Consider the following 13,245-nt stretch of genomic DNA (forward strand, 5'->3'; position numbering starts at 1 on the left):
GAATTTACAATTTAATAGAAATATTTTATAGGCATTAAATCCAGAGTTCTAGCTGTAGAGGAACATAACGCATTTATACAACCATTGTATTGCACTTTTTGCTAATTACTGGAAAATAGCTTGTTGACAATAACGAGAAATATCCATATTAAGGTAAATAAAGTGAACAAAGCGCCAGAGACTATTACTTTTTTCGAACGGCTACTACCTTTAGTTGTTTCGGGTGAAAAAGTTATCACTATTCGTGATGAAAGTGAAAGTCATTATATTCCCGGAACCGTTGTTAAAGTTTATGCGCTAGAAACTGCAGAATATTATACTGATATAGAAATACTCTCAGTCGATGCAATTTCCTATGATGATATTAATGAGTATCACGCTAAACAAGAAGCAATGTCCCTTGAGACATTAAAAAAACTGATCCGAGAAATTTACCCAACAGAGCAATTTTTGTATGTTATTCATTATAAGTTAATAAATTCAATTAATTAATTTAGCTATGCATTGCTTTGGCTATTTTGATAAATGCTTTAGTAGCTGGGGATGCTTCACTTTCATTATTGATGGCAAAAGCAATCGTTCTTTTTATTGCGGGTGTTAGCGGCTTTATGACTAAATCTTGAGCACCCTCTGGAATGGCTAATTGAGCCACAATTGACACCGCTTCCCCTCGAGCAACTAAGGAGAATGTGCTTAATAATTGTCTCGTTTTAAACTGAATTTTTGGCACTAGTTTTTGTGCATGAAATAAATCCATCACCGTTTTTCCTGATCCCGCTTGCGTTAAATTAAACGGGAATTCACATAGTTGTTTTAAAGAAACCTTATCATATTCAGCAAGTGGATGGCCTAATGGTAGTATTGCGACCATTTGGTCATCTTTTACTTTAAAAGTATCAAATCTTTCATCCGGTAATATAACAAAACCTATATCGATACGTTTCTCTTGTAGCCAGTGAATCACACTTTCATCATCACCTTCATCAACGATAATATTGATCAGAGGATATTGTCGGCGATACTGTGCCAGAATAGGTGGCAAGATGCGTGATGATGAACCAGGACCAAATGAACCAATTCGTAATACGCCTTTTTTTAATCCATTAGCTGCTTGCGCTTCTTGGATCATTGATTCTTGAATGCTTAGCATATTATGCGCCCGCATGAGCAAGATATTACCAATCTCGGATAAGGTAGTATGATTTTGTTCACGAACAAAAAGGGTAACGTTAAGATCTTTTTCTAGCGATTTTACGGCGTGTGATACTGCTGATTGAGAAATATTTAATTTCATTGCCGCCAGTGTGAAGCTTTTAAATTCAGCTACGGTAGTAAAAATTTCAAGTTGAGTTAATGTCATGAGTATTTGCTCATTTGCTTATGAATCAGAATAAGTAATAACTTATCACTATACCGTTATCTAGCAAGTCTAATATTATTTAATACGTGTTATAGAGGTATAGATGATAAGTGTAAAAGCAATAATTTTCCGATTTTCAATAAACGTTATTTTCATTCAAATGATCTTTGTTTCCATCATATGGGGAGGGACATTTATTGCAGGTAGAGTTTTACAACCTGAAATATCACCTATTTTGTCAGCATCTATTCGTTTTATATTTGCGGGTGTTTTTTTAATAGTATTACTAAGTTTCACTAAAATAGGTTGGCAAAAAATAACATTCAAACAGCTTATGCAAATTTTTATACTCGGATTAAGTGGGATATTTATTTATCAAATTCTATTTTTTTATGGTCTGCAAAACATACCCGCTTCCAGAGCTGCTTTATTAGTCGCAATTAATCCAGCAATGATTGCACTAATTTCATTTATCTTATGGCGGGAGAAAATTTCTTTAATTAAAGGTATTGGGATTATTTTTTGTGTTATTGGTGCATTTATTTTGTTGTCCGATAACACTGAAGATGTTGGCGGAATTTTTACCAACAAAGGGGATTTAGCTATTCTTGGTTGTGTGATTAGTTGGGGGATCTACACAGTCGCTGGTAAAAATGTCATTCGTGAGATTGGAGCTTTGCACACAGTAACTTATGCCATATTATTAGGTACATTATTACTCGTCATCATCTCTTGTGTGACAGGGGAATTAACTGTGAATAACCTTGAACGTTTATCGTTTTTAGACTTATCTAGCCTTCTATATTTAGGCGTTTTAGGTTCAGCGATAGCGTATGTTTGGTATTATCAGGGAGTAGACCAGTTAGGAGCAGCAAGTGCAGGATCATTCATTGCATTAAATCCACTAACTGCAGTTTTTATCGGTGCATTATTTCTTAATGAAAAAATAAGTATGATTGTTATTGTTGGTGGTGTGATGATAATTTTAGGTATTTTAATCGCAAATAAAAAAATTAAGGCCTAAAAATAAATTAGGGAAAAATAGCCACACAACAGGGTGTGGCTACAAAATTTACTTAAATCTATTTTGATGCTTTAAAATAAATTCTTTTAATGTTGTAGGTGCTTTACCTGTTATTTTTTGGAAATTATCAAATACCATGCCTGTTCTATCTAATTCACCCGAACTGAAAGCAATAAAGTGATCATAAATACTCTTCATATAGGCTAATTCTAAATTATTATTTAGTGCATGCTGCCAAAATTCATTGGGATCTTCTGCTTTATATTGAAAGGGAATACCAAGCTCTTTGGTAAGTAATTGGGCTATCTGATGATGACTTTTAGTTTCATAACCTAAACGGTAGATTTGTCCATAATGTTGCTTGGGTGAGGTCAGACAATGCGCAGCAAGTTCGGCGACATCAATGTAATCAACCCAACTTAGCACGGCATTACCAAAATAGGAACGTAAAATACCTTTTTGTAAATTATCATCCCCTTGATAACCTAGCAAATTTTGCATGTAAGATTCAGGGCGTAAATGAGTGAACTGTATACCAGACCATTCAATATAACGCTCAATCAGTTGGTGCCAAGCCCAATGGGCAACTTGTGCATTATCATCTCCGCAAGCACCTAAATGTACTATATAATTCACATTTGATGATTTTGCGATATCAATAAAAATTTTACTTTGAGCAAGCATATCAATAGTATAGCCTGTCATCATAAACACAGAATCAATACCGATTAAGGCACTTTTGATTGTTTCCGGTTTGTCATAATCCATTAAGATGGTCGTAAAAGGTGCTGAACTTAACTTGTTCGGGTCTCTTACAGCTAAAATAACATCTTGATAGCCCATATTGTGTAGTGCTTGAACTAAATATTGGCCAACTTGCCCAGTTGCGCCTGTCACTAAAATTGTATTTTTCATGGATTAAAATTCACTTTAATTACTGATAAATTAGAGCTTTTTACTCATCAAATATTCAAGAGTTTGTTGTGTTTGGCTGGTAAACATGATTTCTTTGATTTTTTGCATCCCATTGGATTGATAAAATCTAATGGCTTGATGATTATCGGCTAAAACATCAAGCCATAACCATTGATCTCCTTGTTTCATCGCAAGTTGTTCAATTATTTGAAATACTGCTTTCCCAAAGCCTTGACCTGTTGAGTGAGGTGAAAAATAAACTTTATTCAATAATGTACCGATTGCTGAAGATTCAGGGATTGGTAGATGATAACTGAGTTTAACTAACCCAATTGCAATTGATTGTGGGCTTTGAATTAAAAACCAATCTGTATTAGCCAGATTTATATCTGAAGTTATTTTGCTTGGTGTATATTCTTTAAAGAGGTAATCATCTAATTCTGTTTTATTATTCCATAAATGTCCGAAATGATGACAATAGCTTTTTATACCTATTTCATGAAGAATTTGGACGTCTTGCACCGTAGCTAATTTCAGTGTTATAGACATTTTAGTTAACCTTTTTAATTAGATATTGGTATAAGTATTTTTCATCATATTTATCAATGGTATTTCTTTAAGAGCGTAGTTTATAGTAATTTTAACGCTGTAAGCTAGGTTCATTGAAGGAGAGAGCATTTTTGATATAAATCGTCGATTTAATGGGTATCTATTTAGGCTAGGTGCGAGAGAAAAACAAAATAGCAAATTGCAGATGATACTTTTAGTAGAATAAATGGGATGAGAATCACCCCATAGATATTGATAGATAAAGTAATTAAATTGTTTGGCTAATTTCTGAGTAAGCAAATAATGCTTGCGCACCACCAGTATGAATAAATAAAACAGGTGTTTTTTCTGTTGAATTTTCTAAGTAATCTATTAGTCCTGCCATCGCTTTGCCGGTATAGACAGGGTCTAATAAAATACCTTCTTTTTGTGCCAGTAACTTAATCGCATCAAGACCTGCACTATTTGGCATTCCATACATAGGTGCAAAAAAACTGTCCCATAGCTGGATGTTAGGTGTGTTTTTAATTTCTAATAACTGCGCTAATTCCAACTGCAATTTTTCTACTTTTGGTGCTTGGTCTTGCTGCGTACGTGAAACAGTGACACCAATTAATTGGGTAGCAGGTAGTAACTCTTGTAAGCCAATAGCAAGCCCTGCATGAGTTCCGGCACTGCCTGATGCCACGATGACTTTATCAAATACAATATGTTCAGGTGTTTGCTGTTCAATTTCAATCGCACATTGTACATAGCCTAAAGCACCTAAGGCATTAGAGCCACCAACTGGGACAATATAAGCCTCTTGCAGATCCAGTTTTTTAATTAATTCAACCATTTGAGCTTGTGGATCGGTTAATTCATCACACATTACGCAGCGCGTACCAAACAAATCGGTTAAAAGCTTATTACCATTGTGTAGAAAATTTGCATCGTCACTTTGTATTGGATTTTCTAATAACGCGACACACTCAAGTCCAAACATTGCGGCAACAGCAGCAGTCTGTCTGACATGGTTTGATTGAATCGCACCCGCAGTGACAATAATCTTTGCATTTTTAGCTAAGGCATCAGCGATTAAAAATTCGAGTTTACGTAGTTTATTACCGCCCATCGCTAGTGGCGTCATATCATCACGTTTAATATAGATTTCACGCTCATATAGACGAGATAAGTTATTCAGTCGATTCAACGGGGTTGATGTATTAAGTAAATCAACTTTGTTGAATTGGGCAAATTTTTGTTGAAGTGACATCGTAAACTCCGTGATATTAATAGGTAAATCCTAAATAAAGGTAAATAGTGAGTACAATACTCGCAGTGACTAATGCATAAGGCATTTGGGTTCGAATATGTTCAATATGATCGCAATCTGTTGCCATTGAAGCGACAATTGCGTCCGCTGAAATAGGTGAGGTCATATCGCCAAATATCGAGCCGGAAATAGCTGCGCCAATCATATATTCAACTGGCATACCGACAGATAGGCCTAGTTGAACACCAATTGGGATCATAATTGCAAAAGTACCCCATGATGTACCGGTTGCCAGTGACATAATTGCACTAATAATAAAAATGAAGCCAATTGAAAAACCGGGTGCCATAACGCCTTGAGTAACTTCAGCAATGTATGCGCCGGTATTTAATTCAGCGGAGACATTTCCCATCAAAAACGCAAGGATCATGATTGAACTAATTTTTAGCATATTGGCATAGCCAATAAATAATTCCTTGAAGAAGTTATCGATATTTAATAAGCGGCGACCAATAAACCAGCAGAAAGAAACAGCTGTACCAAACATAACTCCCCAATAAACAGAAGTGGAGCCACTACCTTTGGTAAAATCACCATCACCTGTAATATATAACGCAATAGGGACCATTAAAACGGTGGATAGAATAGGAATGAAGAAATTTAAAACCGAGTAGGCGTGAGGGTGTTCAATAATATCGTCTTCATCAGCATTGTGTTGGCTAGACAGTGTAATATTACCCGCTACGAAACTCTCTTGGTATTTTACTTCGGCCTTTTTCATTGGGCCCCAACTTATATTGGTTAACACATAAAAAAGAATGGTAGCTAAAGATAGCCAAGCCATTAAATTATAACCAATCGATTTAATTAATATATCAAAAGGCTCGCCAGTAATAAGTCCTTGAGATATTTGCACTCCTATTAAACCCATGATCACCGCTCCCCAACCATTAATAACAGCAGAGGAACAAACTGAAACACATGCAGTTTGAATAATATATGACATTTTTTCTGGGGCGACGCCATATTGTCTCGCTAAATTTTTGGTTGAAGCGCCAGCAACGAGTTGGTTGATTGAGCTTTCAATAAAAATTAATGAGGTAATTAAAATGGCTAACAATTGAGTTGTAACACGGTTTTTGATGAGATTAGTTTTATTGGTTAATAACTGAACCAGTGCGCGAACACCACCAGTGACAACCACTAATCGCATTAAACCTCCTATCATTACCATAAATACAATTGTTCTGGTATTACCGGCAGAAGAAAAAGTATCGATAATGCCATCTACTGTACCTTTAACACCTAACAAAATATTGTGGTCGTTAATCACTGTAAAACCGACAAAGATCCCTAACATTAAGGAAAGCATCACTTGGCGAGTTAATATTGCCAAAAGGATGGTGACAATGGGGGTTATAATTGTCCAAATTCCATAGTCGTGCATGTGTTTACCTGTTGATTATTTTAAGAGATATTTTGATATTACTATTTATAATTATTGAAAAATCATAGCATTAATGCGAGGTCTATAAAAAGACTTTATACAAAATGTAGTGTATTGTGGCAAAAATTATGAGGGTAAACAATTTAAGTTATGTAAGGGAAGTGATATAAGAAGGAAAAAAGCCACCGTAAAATGGCTTTGAGCTTAAAAATAAATCAATAGTAATAATTATTTTGAATTGAGCCACTCACTGTAAGTTATACGGCTAATATTTTGGGTTTTAGTTTCATCAATCAATTCGATAAACTGTGGTTCAAGTGTGACGTAATATTTGAAACCACATTTTTCTTGAGCAATTTTTGATTGTTGGTTTTCCTGAAAATAACCACACCATAAGTTATCTAATTTTAAATTTTTAAAACCATGACGTATTATTTCGCATATCGCTTCAGGAATTAAGCCTTTTCCCCAATACGGAACACCAATCCAATAGCTGACTTCTGCATCATTAGCACCGATAGGAAAATTACTATCTTGACTCATAGAGAGGCCAATTAACCCTATAGCTAAATTATCCTCTTTTAAGGTAACTGCATAAACTTCATCACGCATAAAAATAGTTCGAATAATTTCGGCGCTTTGTTTTACGCTTTGATGTGGCGGCCAACCAGCAATGGGACCAATTTGAGGATCTTTAGCATACAAATATAAATATTCAGCATCAGTTTCTTGCCATGGGCGCAGTACTAACCTATCGGTGTAGAGAATCATATAATGGTTTCCTTATTAATTAGGTATTATTTAATTGTTTATCTCTATTTTAGGTATTTTATTGCAGTATATAAGTGCAAAACCTTGCTGGTTTGGGTACTTTTAACAACTAATGATATGATTTATTGATGAGGATGCATTAGAAAGAGAAAAATGTATGTTAAGGTGTTACAAGCATCAGTTTCATGTGCCAAAAGTGATTAGTATTGGTCAATCGTCATTGGATGAGTTGCAAGGAATACCGCTTTCGTTAACGTATGTTACCATTATTATCTGTAAACAAGGTTATGCAATTTTTAATATCAATTTTAAAAACTACATTGTTCGTAAAAATGATATCGTGATTTTATATGATGATACCTTCGCTATACTGCAACAAAAATCACAGCATTTTCTTGTAGACTATTTATTGTTGGATAAGAACTTCTCCACAGATATTGCATTTCAATTACCTAATTTTTTATTTGCTTTCTTTAATAAGCAACCTGTTATTAAGATTCTAAATAATAAAATAGAAATGTTGTCTCAATGGCAGAATTTAATGATGTATATTGTTAAAGAAAAAAAAGAATATTGGTTATTACAGTTGCGTAACCATATGCAAAATTTGTTTTTAGAAATTGCGAATAACACTAAGCAACTAGATGTAAAGCAACATGAAGGTTATAGCAGAAAAACGCATCTATGCTGGCGTTTCTGGGATTTAATTACGCAACATAGTAAGGTACATCGAGATGTTCAGTTTTATGCTGAAAAATTATCAATTACACCATTTTATTTGTCTCAAATAACCCAAAATTTCTTTAAAGACTCACCTAAGGTTTTAATCGATAGGCAGGTGATATTAGAAATAAAAGCACTACTTGAGATTGAGACATTATCAATAAAGGAAATTGCTGTACGACTGAATTTTGAAGATACTTCATATTTATGTCGTTATTTCAAACGGCATACAGGTATTACTCTATCGGGTTTTAAAAAACAGAGAAGGTGATAATAGCTCAGATAATTTATCATTTTTTAGCTTTGCTCAATTTTTTTTGAATACTTTTTTACAAAATCAATAAAACAGCGGAGACGTGGTGAAACAGCTTGATTTCGATAATAAACAGCATTAATAGCTTGTTTCATCACGATAGTTTCATTTCCAAGCACTTGAACAAGTTGACCTTGAGCAAAAGCATCCATAGTAACAAAATCAGCTGAACATGAAATTCCACTTCCTTGAACAGCAAGGTGAAAAAGTATTTCACCACTTGCAGCGGCAATATCGGGTGTAATTTTTAATAATTCGTTAGCACTGTTTTTTATTGGCCAAGTATTTAAAGAATCGGGATGTGTAAAGCCTAATAAACAATGTTGTTTGAGTTGTTCAACGTTCTGTGGAATACCATGTTTTTCAAGATAAGAAGGGCTAGCAACTAATCGTTGTTGGCTATAACCTAATAAGGTTGCATTTAATGATGAATCTTTTAACGTACCGATTCTAAACGCAACATCTATTTTTTTTTCTAATAAATTAGTGACGCCTTCATAGTTGTTTATTTCTAACTCAACCTGTGGATAACGTTCATGAAATATAGGTATTAAAGGGGCTATGACATGCGTGACAAAAGGTGTTGAAGCATCAATGCGCAATTTACCTGAAGGAATTGATTGACGAGCAGAGAGCATTTCTTCAGCTTCTTGTGCTAGGTTAATTATCTCTCTCGCTTTTTGCAAAAATGCAGCACCTTCTTCACTGAGTTTAATCTTTCGTGTAGTTCGGTAAATTAAAGTTGTTTCCATTTTTTCTTCTAAGCGTAACAGAGCTCGACTTACGGTTGATATCGTCATTCCTTGTTGTTCTGCTGCTGCGGTTATTGAACCGCTATCTACCACACTAATAAATGCTTGTAGTTCTTCAAATGTAATTTTCATTATTGCATTTCCGGCAAAAGTTATTTCCACCATAACGGCTTTTTCATTGCCATACAATATGAAAAAATCAGCCACATCAATTTAGTTGAATGGTTTATTTAAAATAGGGTTGTTAGATGAAGATTAATACTGCACTTTTAGCGTTATCAATAGGTGCTTTCGCTATTGGAGCGACTGAATTCTCTCCAATGGGTATGCTGCCATATATTGCAGAAAATATACATGTTGATATTCCATCAGCAGGTTCAATTGTTGTGATTTATGCATTAGGCGTCATGATTGGTGCGCCTATTATGACATTATTATTAGTCAAAAGACGGCCTAAAGTTGCTTTGATTTTTTTAATGTCTATTTTTACAGTTGGTAATCTACTTTCAGCAGCATCTCCCGATTTGGTGACGCTGTCACTTTCAAGATTTGTAACCAGTTTAAATCATGGCGCATTTTTTGGTATAGGGGCTATCGTTGCGGCAAGTGTCGTTCCACCAGGTAAACAAGCGAGCGCCATTGCTGCGATGTTTATGGGGTTAACAATTGCTAATGTCGGCGGTGTACCATTAATGACAAAATTAACCCAAGCTGTGGGCTGGCGAGAAGCGTTCTATTTAATCTCAGCACTCGGATTAGTTACTATAGTTGGCTTAGTGCTTGCTTTACCCAATAATTTGCAAGGTCGTGAGGTCAATGTGCGAAATGAGTTACGTATTTTGCGCAAACCAGAAGTTTTGTTAGGTATGCTTGCAACTGTATTAGGCGCAAGTGCAATGTTTACCTTATATACATACATTACACCTATGTTAATGCAATTTATTCATGCATCTGATCAGATGATTACGGTTATGTTAGTCATTATTGGTATTGGTTTTACTATAGGTAATTATATTGGTGGCTTATTTGCTGATAAATCACTGTATGGTACTTTGTTGGCACTTTTCATTCTACTTGCCGTAAGTATGGCTGTTTTCCCCTTTATTGCGGTTAATGCAGTAGGCGCAGGTATAGGTCTGGCATTTTGGAGTATATTTAGTTTTGGCTTAGTACCACCAATTCAGATATTAGTAATGAATGCTGCTCCTGGAGCGCAAGCTTTAGCATCATCAGTAAACATTGGGGCATTTAACTTAGGTAATGCCATTGGTGCTGCGATTGGTGCTGCTGTGTTATCTTATGGCTCTAGTTATACTATGATTAGTTTTATGGGGACAATTGTTGCAAGCCTTGGTGTTGCTATTATTTTACTTATTATTCGCAGAAATTCTAAAACAAAAGGTGTAACAAACGCAGTTTGTGCTTGTAACTAACGATAATAAACAGACCTGAAATTAATGGACCTTTTTATCTTGATAACCTTAGCTTATCATCAAATAAAAAGGTCTTTTTTATTTGTTTTTTGTCTATTCATTATAGTATTTATTATCTAATAATTTTTGGTTTTAAGCTGGCGCATTACACTGGGTAATCGAATTAAAAAGCAAGAGATGGAGTTTGTTGTTTTACATTGAGTTGGATAATGAAGATAACAAAACTAGCAAGGAGTTTTATTATGACAATTCAAAATATGTGGTTAACCGATGAACAACGTTGGCAAGCGATTGTTGAGCGTAATAAAGCCGCAGATGGCTATTTTATTTATGGTGTAAAAACATCGCTTATTTATAATCATCCATCAGTTGCAGGGCGATTGCCTAATCGAAATAATGTAAAGTTTTTTGATAATGAACAACAAGCATTGGATGAAGGCTATCGTTCAGGGAAGCGTAGCCGTTATGAAACATCTCAATTGACGCAATTCTATCAAGATAAAATAGAACAAGCTTGCCGCTATATAGAACAAAACGAAATGTCTTTAAAATTATCTGAACTTGCGGATCATGTTGGTATCAGTCGTTTTCATTTTCATCGATTATTTAAATCACAAACAGGCTTAACACCAAAGGCTTATGCAGATGCTTTTCGCCATAAGAAAATGCGCCAACAATTACAACAAAAAAATAGTATCACTGATGCTATTTATGATGTGGGATACAGTTCAACTAGTCGGTTCTATGAAACATCGACTCAACGATTGGGTATGACCCCTAAAAATTGGAAGGCGGGTGGAGATGGTACTAAAATTTACTTCGCGCTTGCAGTTTGCTCTCTCGGAAATGTACTTATTGCTCAAAGTCCGATTGGTGTGTGTGCAATTTTTTTAGGTGATGACCCTGAGCAGTTGTTACGAGATTTGCAGGATAAATTTCCACAGGCTGAACTCATGGGGGGAGATGCTGAATTTGAACAACTCATTGCGCATGTTATCGGTTTTATTGAAGCACCAGAAATTGGTTTCAATATGCCACTGGATATTCGTGGTACCGCCTTTCAACAGCGAGTTTGGCAAGTGTTGAGAGGTATTCCTGTAGGACAAACTGTTAGTTATAGGGATGTCGCTGAAAAAATGGGGCAACCTAAAGCCGTACGCGCGGTTGCTAGTGCTTGTGCTGCCAATATGTTAGCAGTCGCCATTCCATGTCATCGTGTCGTGAGAAATGATGGGGCACTGTCAGGATATCGTTGGGGAATTGATCGGAAACGAGCACTTTTACTCAAAGAATCCATGGATAAATAATCAGAAACAATATTTACTTGTAATAACTATATCTTGTTAACACTATTTCAACCTGAAATGGGCAATTGACCTATTGTGACTAAGATTCCTTTTGTATGTTCAATGTCATTAATTTGATTATAACTTATTTTAAGGAATTCATGATGGTGACTAGTATCTATAAAGACCTCGCATTAGCCCCCGCTGGAGAGCAAAAAATCGCATGGGTAAAATCTCATATGCCTTTATTGCGCGCATTAGAAACACGTTTTATTAAAGAAAAACCTTTTGCGGGAAAGCGTATTGCACTTTCTATTCACTTAGAAGCAAAAACAGCCTATTTAGCTCAAGTATTAGTTTCTGGCGGAGCAAAAGTGTCTGTCACTGGCAGTAATCCCATGTCGACTAAAGACGATGTTGTTGCTGCTCTGGTCAAATGTGGCATCAATACTTTTGCAATTCATGGTGCAAGTACTGAAGAATATCAACAATTTGTAAAAGAAACATTAGCCTGTGAGCCTCATATCGTCATTGATGATGGCGGTGATTTAGTGCACGAATTGCATAGCGTATACCCTGAATATGCGCACCATGTGATTGGCGCCTGTGAAGAAACAACCACTGGTGTATTAAGAGCAATTGCACGTGAGAAAAATAATGAACTGAATTTTCCGGTGATTTCTATTAATGGTGCGCAATCCAAGCATCTTTTCGATAACCGATATGGTACGGGGCAGTCTACATTCGATGGCATCATGCGAACAACTAATCTTGTGATTGCAGGGAAAAAAGTTGTCGTTGCAGGTTATGGCTGGTGCGGGAAAGGCTGTGCTATGCGAGCTAAAGGCTTAGGTGCGGAAGTCATTATTACTGAAATTGATCCAATTAAAGGTCTAGAAGCAAAAATGGACGGCTTTGGTGTCATGACAATGGAAGAAGCTGCTCTTGTCGGGGATATTTTTGTAACTGCGACAGGCTGTTGTGATGTTTTGACTGCTGTACATTTTAATTTAATGAAAGAAGGGGCGATCATTTGTAATACAGGTCATTTTGAAGATGAAATAAACTTAAAAGACTTACAAACTATTAATGTCGGAACATTTGAAGCCCGTGAAAATATTGACGCTTATCGTTTAGAAAATGGACGTACTCTTTATTTACTTGGACGCGGCGCATTGGTCAATATTGCTTGTGCTGATGGTCATCCTGCTGAAATTATGGATATGAGTTTTGCATTGCAAGCACTAGGAGCTGAATATTTAATTAAGCATACTTTAGATAGAAAGCTGTACGCGGTTTCGGATGAGATAGACCGTGAGGTTGCCCGCCTTAAATTACAGGATATGGGTATTTCTTTAGAAACACTTAGTGACAAACAATACCAGTATTTGAACGCCTTTGAACTGAAATAACCAGC

Annotated in this window: 13 protein-coding genes; 6 read left to right on the top strand and 7 right to left on the bottom strand. The window is 35.7% G+C overall.

The window, feature by feature from the left end; translation table 11 throughout:
- Positions 1 to 162 precede the first annotated feature (162 nt).
- Positions 163 to 492, top strand: coding sequence for a N(4)-acetylcytidine aminohydrolase (yqfB, locus tag AAZR93_RS03130; RefSeq protein ID WP_294103729.1), 330 nt, complete (start codon positions 163 to 165; stop codon positions 490 to 492).
- Between the two features lies 1 nt (position 493).
- Here yqfB and AAZR93_RS03135 read toward each other — a convergent pair whose 3' ends face one another.
- Positions 494 to 1,360 carry a LysR family transcriptional regulator gene (locus tag AAZR93_RS03135; RefSeq protein WP_434718944.1) on the bottom strand — a complete coding sequence of 289 codons (867 nt, stop codon included), beginning with the start codon at positions 1,358 to 1,360 and terminating at the stop codon, positions 494 to 496.
- A gap of 103 nt (positions 1,361 to 1,463) precedes the next feature.
- Here AAZR93_RS03135 and AAZR93_RS03140 point away from each other — a divergent pair, with 103 nt between their 5' ends.
- Positions 1,464 to 2,384, top strand: coding sequence for a DMT family transporter (locus tag AAZR93_RS03140; RefSeq protein ID WP_434718945.1), 921 nt, complete (start codon positions 1,464 to 1,466; stop codon positions 2,382 to 2,384).
- Between the two features lie 48 nt (positions 2,385 to 2,432).
- Here AAZR93_RS03140 and AAZR93_RS03145 read toward each other — a convergent pair whose 3' ends face one another.
- From AAZR93_RS03145 to AAZR93_RS03165, 5 genes are all read right to left on the bottom strand, one after another.
- Positions 2,433 to 3,299, bottom strand: a complete 867-nt coding sequence (locus AAZR93_RS03145) for an SDR family oxidoreductase (protein WP_434718946.1) — start codon at positions 3,297 to 3,299, stop codon at positions 2,433 to 2,435.
- Between the two features lie 30 nt (positions 3,300 to 3,329).
- The gene (locus AAZR93_RS03150) at positions 3,330 to 3,848 is read right to left on the bottom strand and encodes a GNAT family N-acetyltransferase (RefSeq protein WP_434718947.1); all 519 of its coding nucleotides are present in this window, start codon (positions 3,846 to 3,848) and stop codon (positions 3,330 to 3,332) included.
- 268 nt (positions 3,849 to 4,116) lie between these two features.
- Positions 4,117 to 5,103 (bottom strand): D-cysteine desulfhydrase, encoded by a 987-nt coding sequence (locus tag AAZR93_RS03155; protein ID WP_434718948.1) that lies wholly within the window; start codon positions 5,101 to 5,103, stop codon positions 4,117 to 4,119.
- A gap of 16 nt (positions 5,104 to 5,119) precedes the next feature.
- Positions 5,120 to 6,550 carry a Na+/H+ antiporter NhaC family protein gene (locus AAZR93_RS03160; RefSeq protein ID WP_294103743.1) on the bottom strand — a complete coding sequence of 477 codons (1,431 nt, stop codon included), beginning with the start codon at positions 6,548 to 6,550 and terminating at the stop codon, positions 5,120 to 5,122.
- A 228-nt stretch (positions 6,551 to 6,778) separates the two neighbouring features.
- Complete coding sequence (locus AAZR93_RS03165) at positions 6,779 to 7,321, bottom strand: GNAT family N-acetyltransferase (protein ID WP_434718949.1); 543 nt, start codon at positions 7,319 to 7,321, stop codon at positions 6,779 to 6,781.
- A 157-nt stretch (positions 7,322 to 7,478) separates the two neighbouring features.
- On the opposite strand from AAZR93_RS03165, the gene AAZR93_RS03170 reads away from it, so the two are divergent.
- Positions 7,479 to 8,315 carry a helix-turn-helix domain-containing protein gene (locus AAZR93_RS03170; RefSeq protein ID WP_434718950.1) on the top strand — a complete coding sequence of 279 codons (837 nt, stop codon included), beginning with the start codon at positions 7,479 to 7,481 and terminating at the stop codon, positions 8,313 to 8,315.
- A gap of 26 nt (positions 8,316 to 8,341) precedes the next feature.
- On the opposite strand, the gene AAZR93_RS03175 is transcribed toward AAZR93_RS03170, so the two are convergent.
- On the bottom strand, positions 8,342 to 9,241 hold the full coding sequence (locus tag AAZR93_RS03175; protein ID WP_434718951.1) for a LysR substrate-binding domain-containing protein: 900 nt from the start codon (positions 9,239 to 9,241) through the stop codon (positions 8,342 to 8,344).
- Positions 9,242 to 9,357: 116 nt separating this feature from the next.
- Here AAZR93_RS03175 and AAZR93_RS03180 point away from each other — a divergent pair, with 116 nt between their 5' ends.
- The 3 genes from AAZR93_RS03180 (at position 9,358) to AAZR93_RS03190 (ending at position 13,240) form a co-directional block, all read left to right on the top strand.
- Positions 9,358 to 10,542: an MFS transporter gene (locus AAZR93_RS03180; protein ID WP_294103751.1), complete on the top strand. Its 1,185-nt coding sequence runs from the start codon at positions 9,358 to 9,360 to the stop codon at positions 10,540 to 10,542.
- 242 nt (positions 10,543 to 10,784) lie between these two features.
- Positions 10,785 to 11,849, top strand: a complete 1,065-nt coding sequence (ada, locus tag AAZR93_RS03185; protein ID WP_434718952.1) for a bifunctional DNA-binding transcriptional regulator/O6-methylguanine-DNA methyltransferase Ada — start codon at positions 10,785 to 10,787, stop codon at positions 11,847 to 11,849.
- A gap of 143 nt (positions 11,850 to 11,992) precedes the next feature.
- A complete protein-coding gene (locus tag AAZR93_RS03190) occupies positions 11,993 to 13,240 on the top strand; it encodes an adenosylhomocysteinase (RefSeq protein WP_434718953.1) in 1,248 nt (415 codons plus the stop codon).
- Positions 13,241 to 13,245: the final 5 nt, after the last annotated feature.

The sequence above is a fragment of the Providencia sp. Je.9.19 genome (assembly GCF_051129765.1).
Lineage (GTDB): Bacteria > Pseudomonadota > Gammaproteobacteria > Enterobacterales > Enterobacteriaceae > Providencia.

Coding starts and splice junctions, on each gene's coding strand:
- AAZR93_RS03135 (WP_434718944.1), bottom strand. CDS start 1,360: ATGACATTAACTCAACTTGAAATTTTTACTACCGTAGCTGAATTTAAA.
- AAZR93_RS03160 (WP_294103743.1), bottom strand. CDS start 6,550: ATGCACGACTATGGAATTTGGACAATTATAACCCCCATTGTCACCATC.
- AAZR93_RS03145 (WP_434718946.1), bottom strand. CDS start 3,299: ATGAAAAATACAATTTTAGTGACAGGCGCAACTGGGCAAGTTGGCCAA.
- AAZR93_RS03170 (WP_434718950.1), top strand. CDS start 7,479: ATGTTAAGGTGTTACAAGCATCAGTTTCATGTGCCAAAAGTGATTAGT.
- AAZR93_RS03155 (WP_434718948.1), bottom strand. CDS start 5,103: ATGTCACTTCAACAAAAATTTGCCCAATTCAACAAAGTTGATTTACTT.
- AAZR93_RS03190 (WP_434718953.1), top strand. CDS start 11,993: ATGGTGACTAGTATCTATAAAGACCTCGCATTAGCCCCCGCTGGAGAG.
- AAZR93_RS03150 (WP_434718947.1), bottom strand. CDS start 3,848: ATGTCTATAACACTGAAATTAGCTACGGTGCAAGACGTCCAAATTCTT.
- ada (WP_434718952.1), top strand. CDS start 10,785: ATGACAATTCAAAATATGTGGTTAACCGATGAACAACGTTGGCAAGCG.
- AAZR93_RS03175 (WP_434718951.1), bottom strand. CDS start 9,241: ATGAAAATTACATTTGAAGAACTACAAGCATTTATTAGTGTGGTAGAT.
- AAZR93_RS03165 (WP_434718949.1), bottom strand. CDS start 7,321: ATGATTCTCTACACCGATAGGTTAGTACTGCGCCCATGGCAAGAAACT.
- AAZR93_RS03180 (WP_294103751.1), top strand. CDS start 9,358: ATGAAGATTAATACTGCACTTTTAGCGTTATCAATAGGTGCTTTCGCT.
- AAZR93_RS03140 (WP_434718945.1), top strand. CDS start 1,464: ATGATAAGTGTAAAAGCAATAATTTTCCGATTTTCAATAAACGTTATT.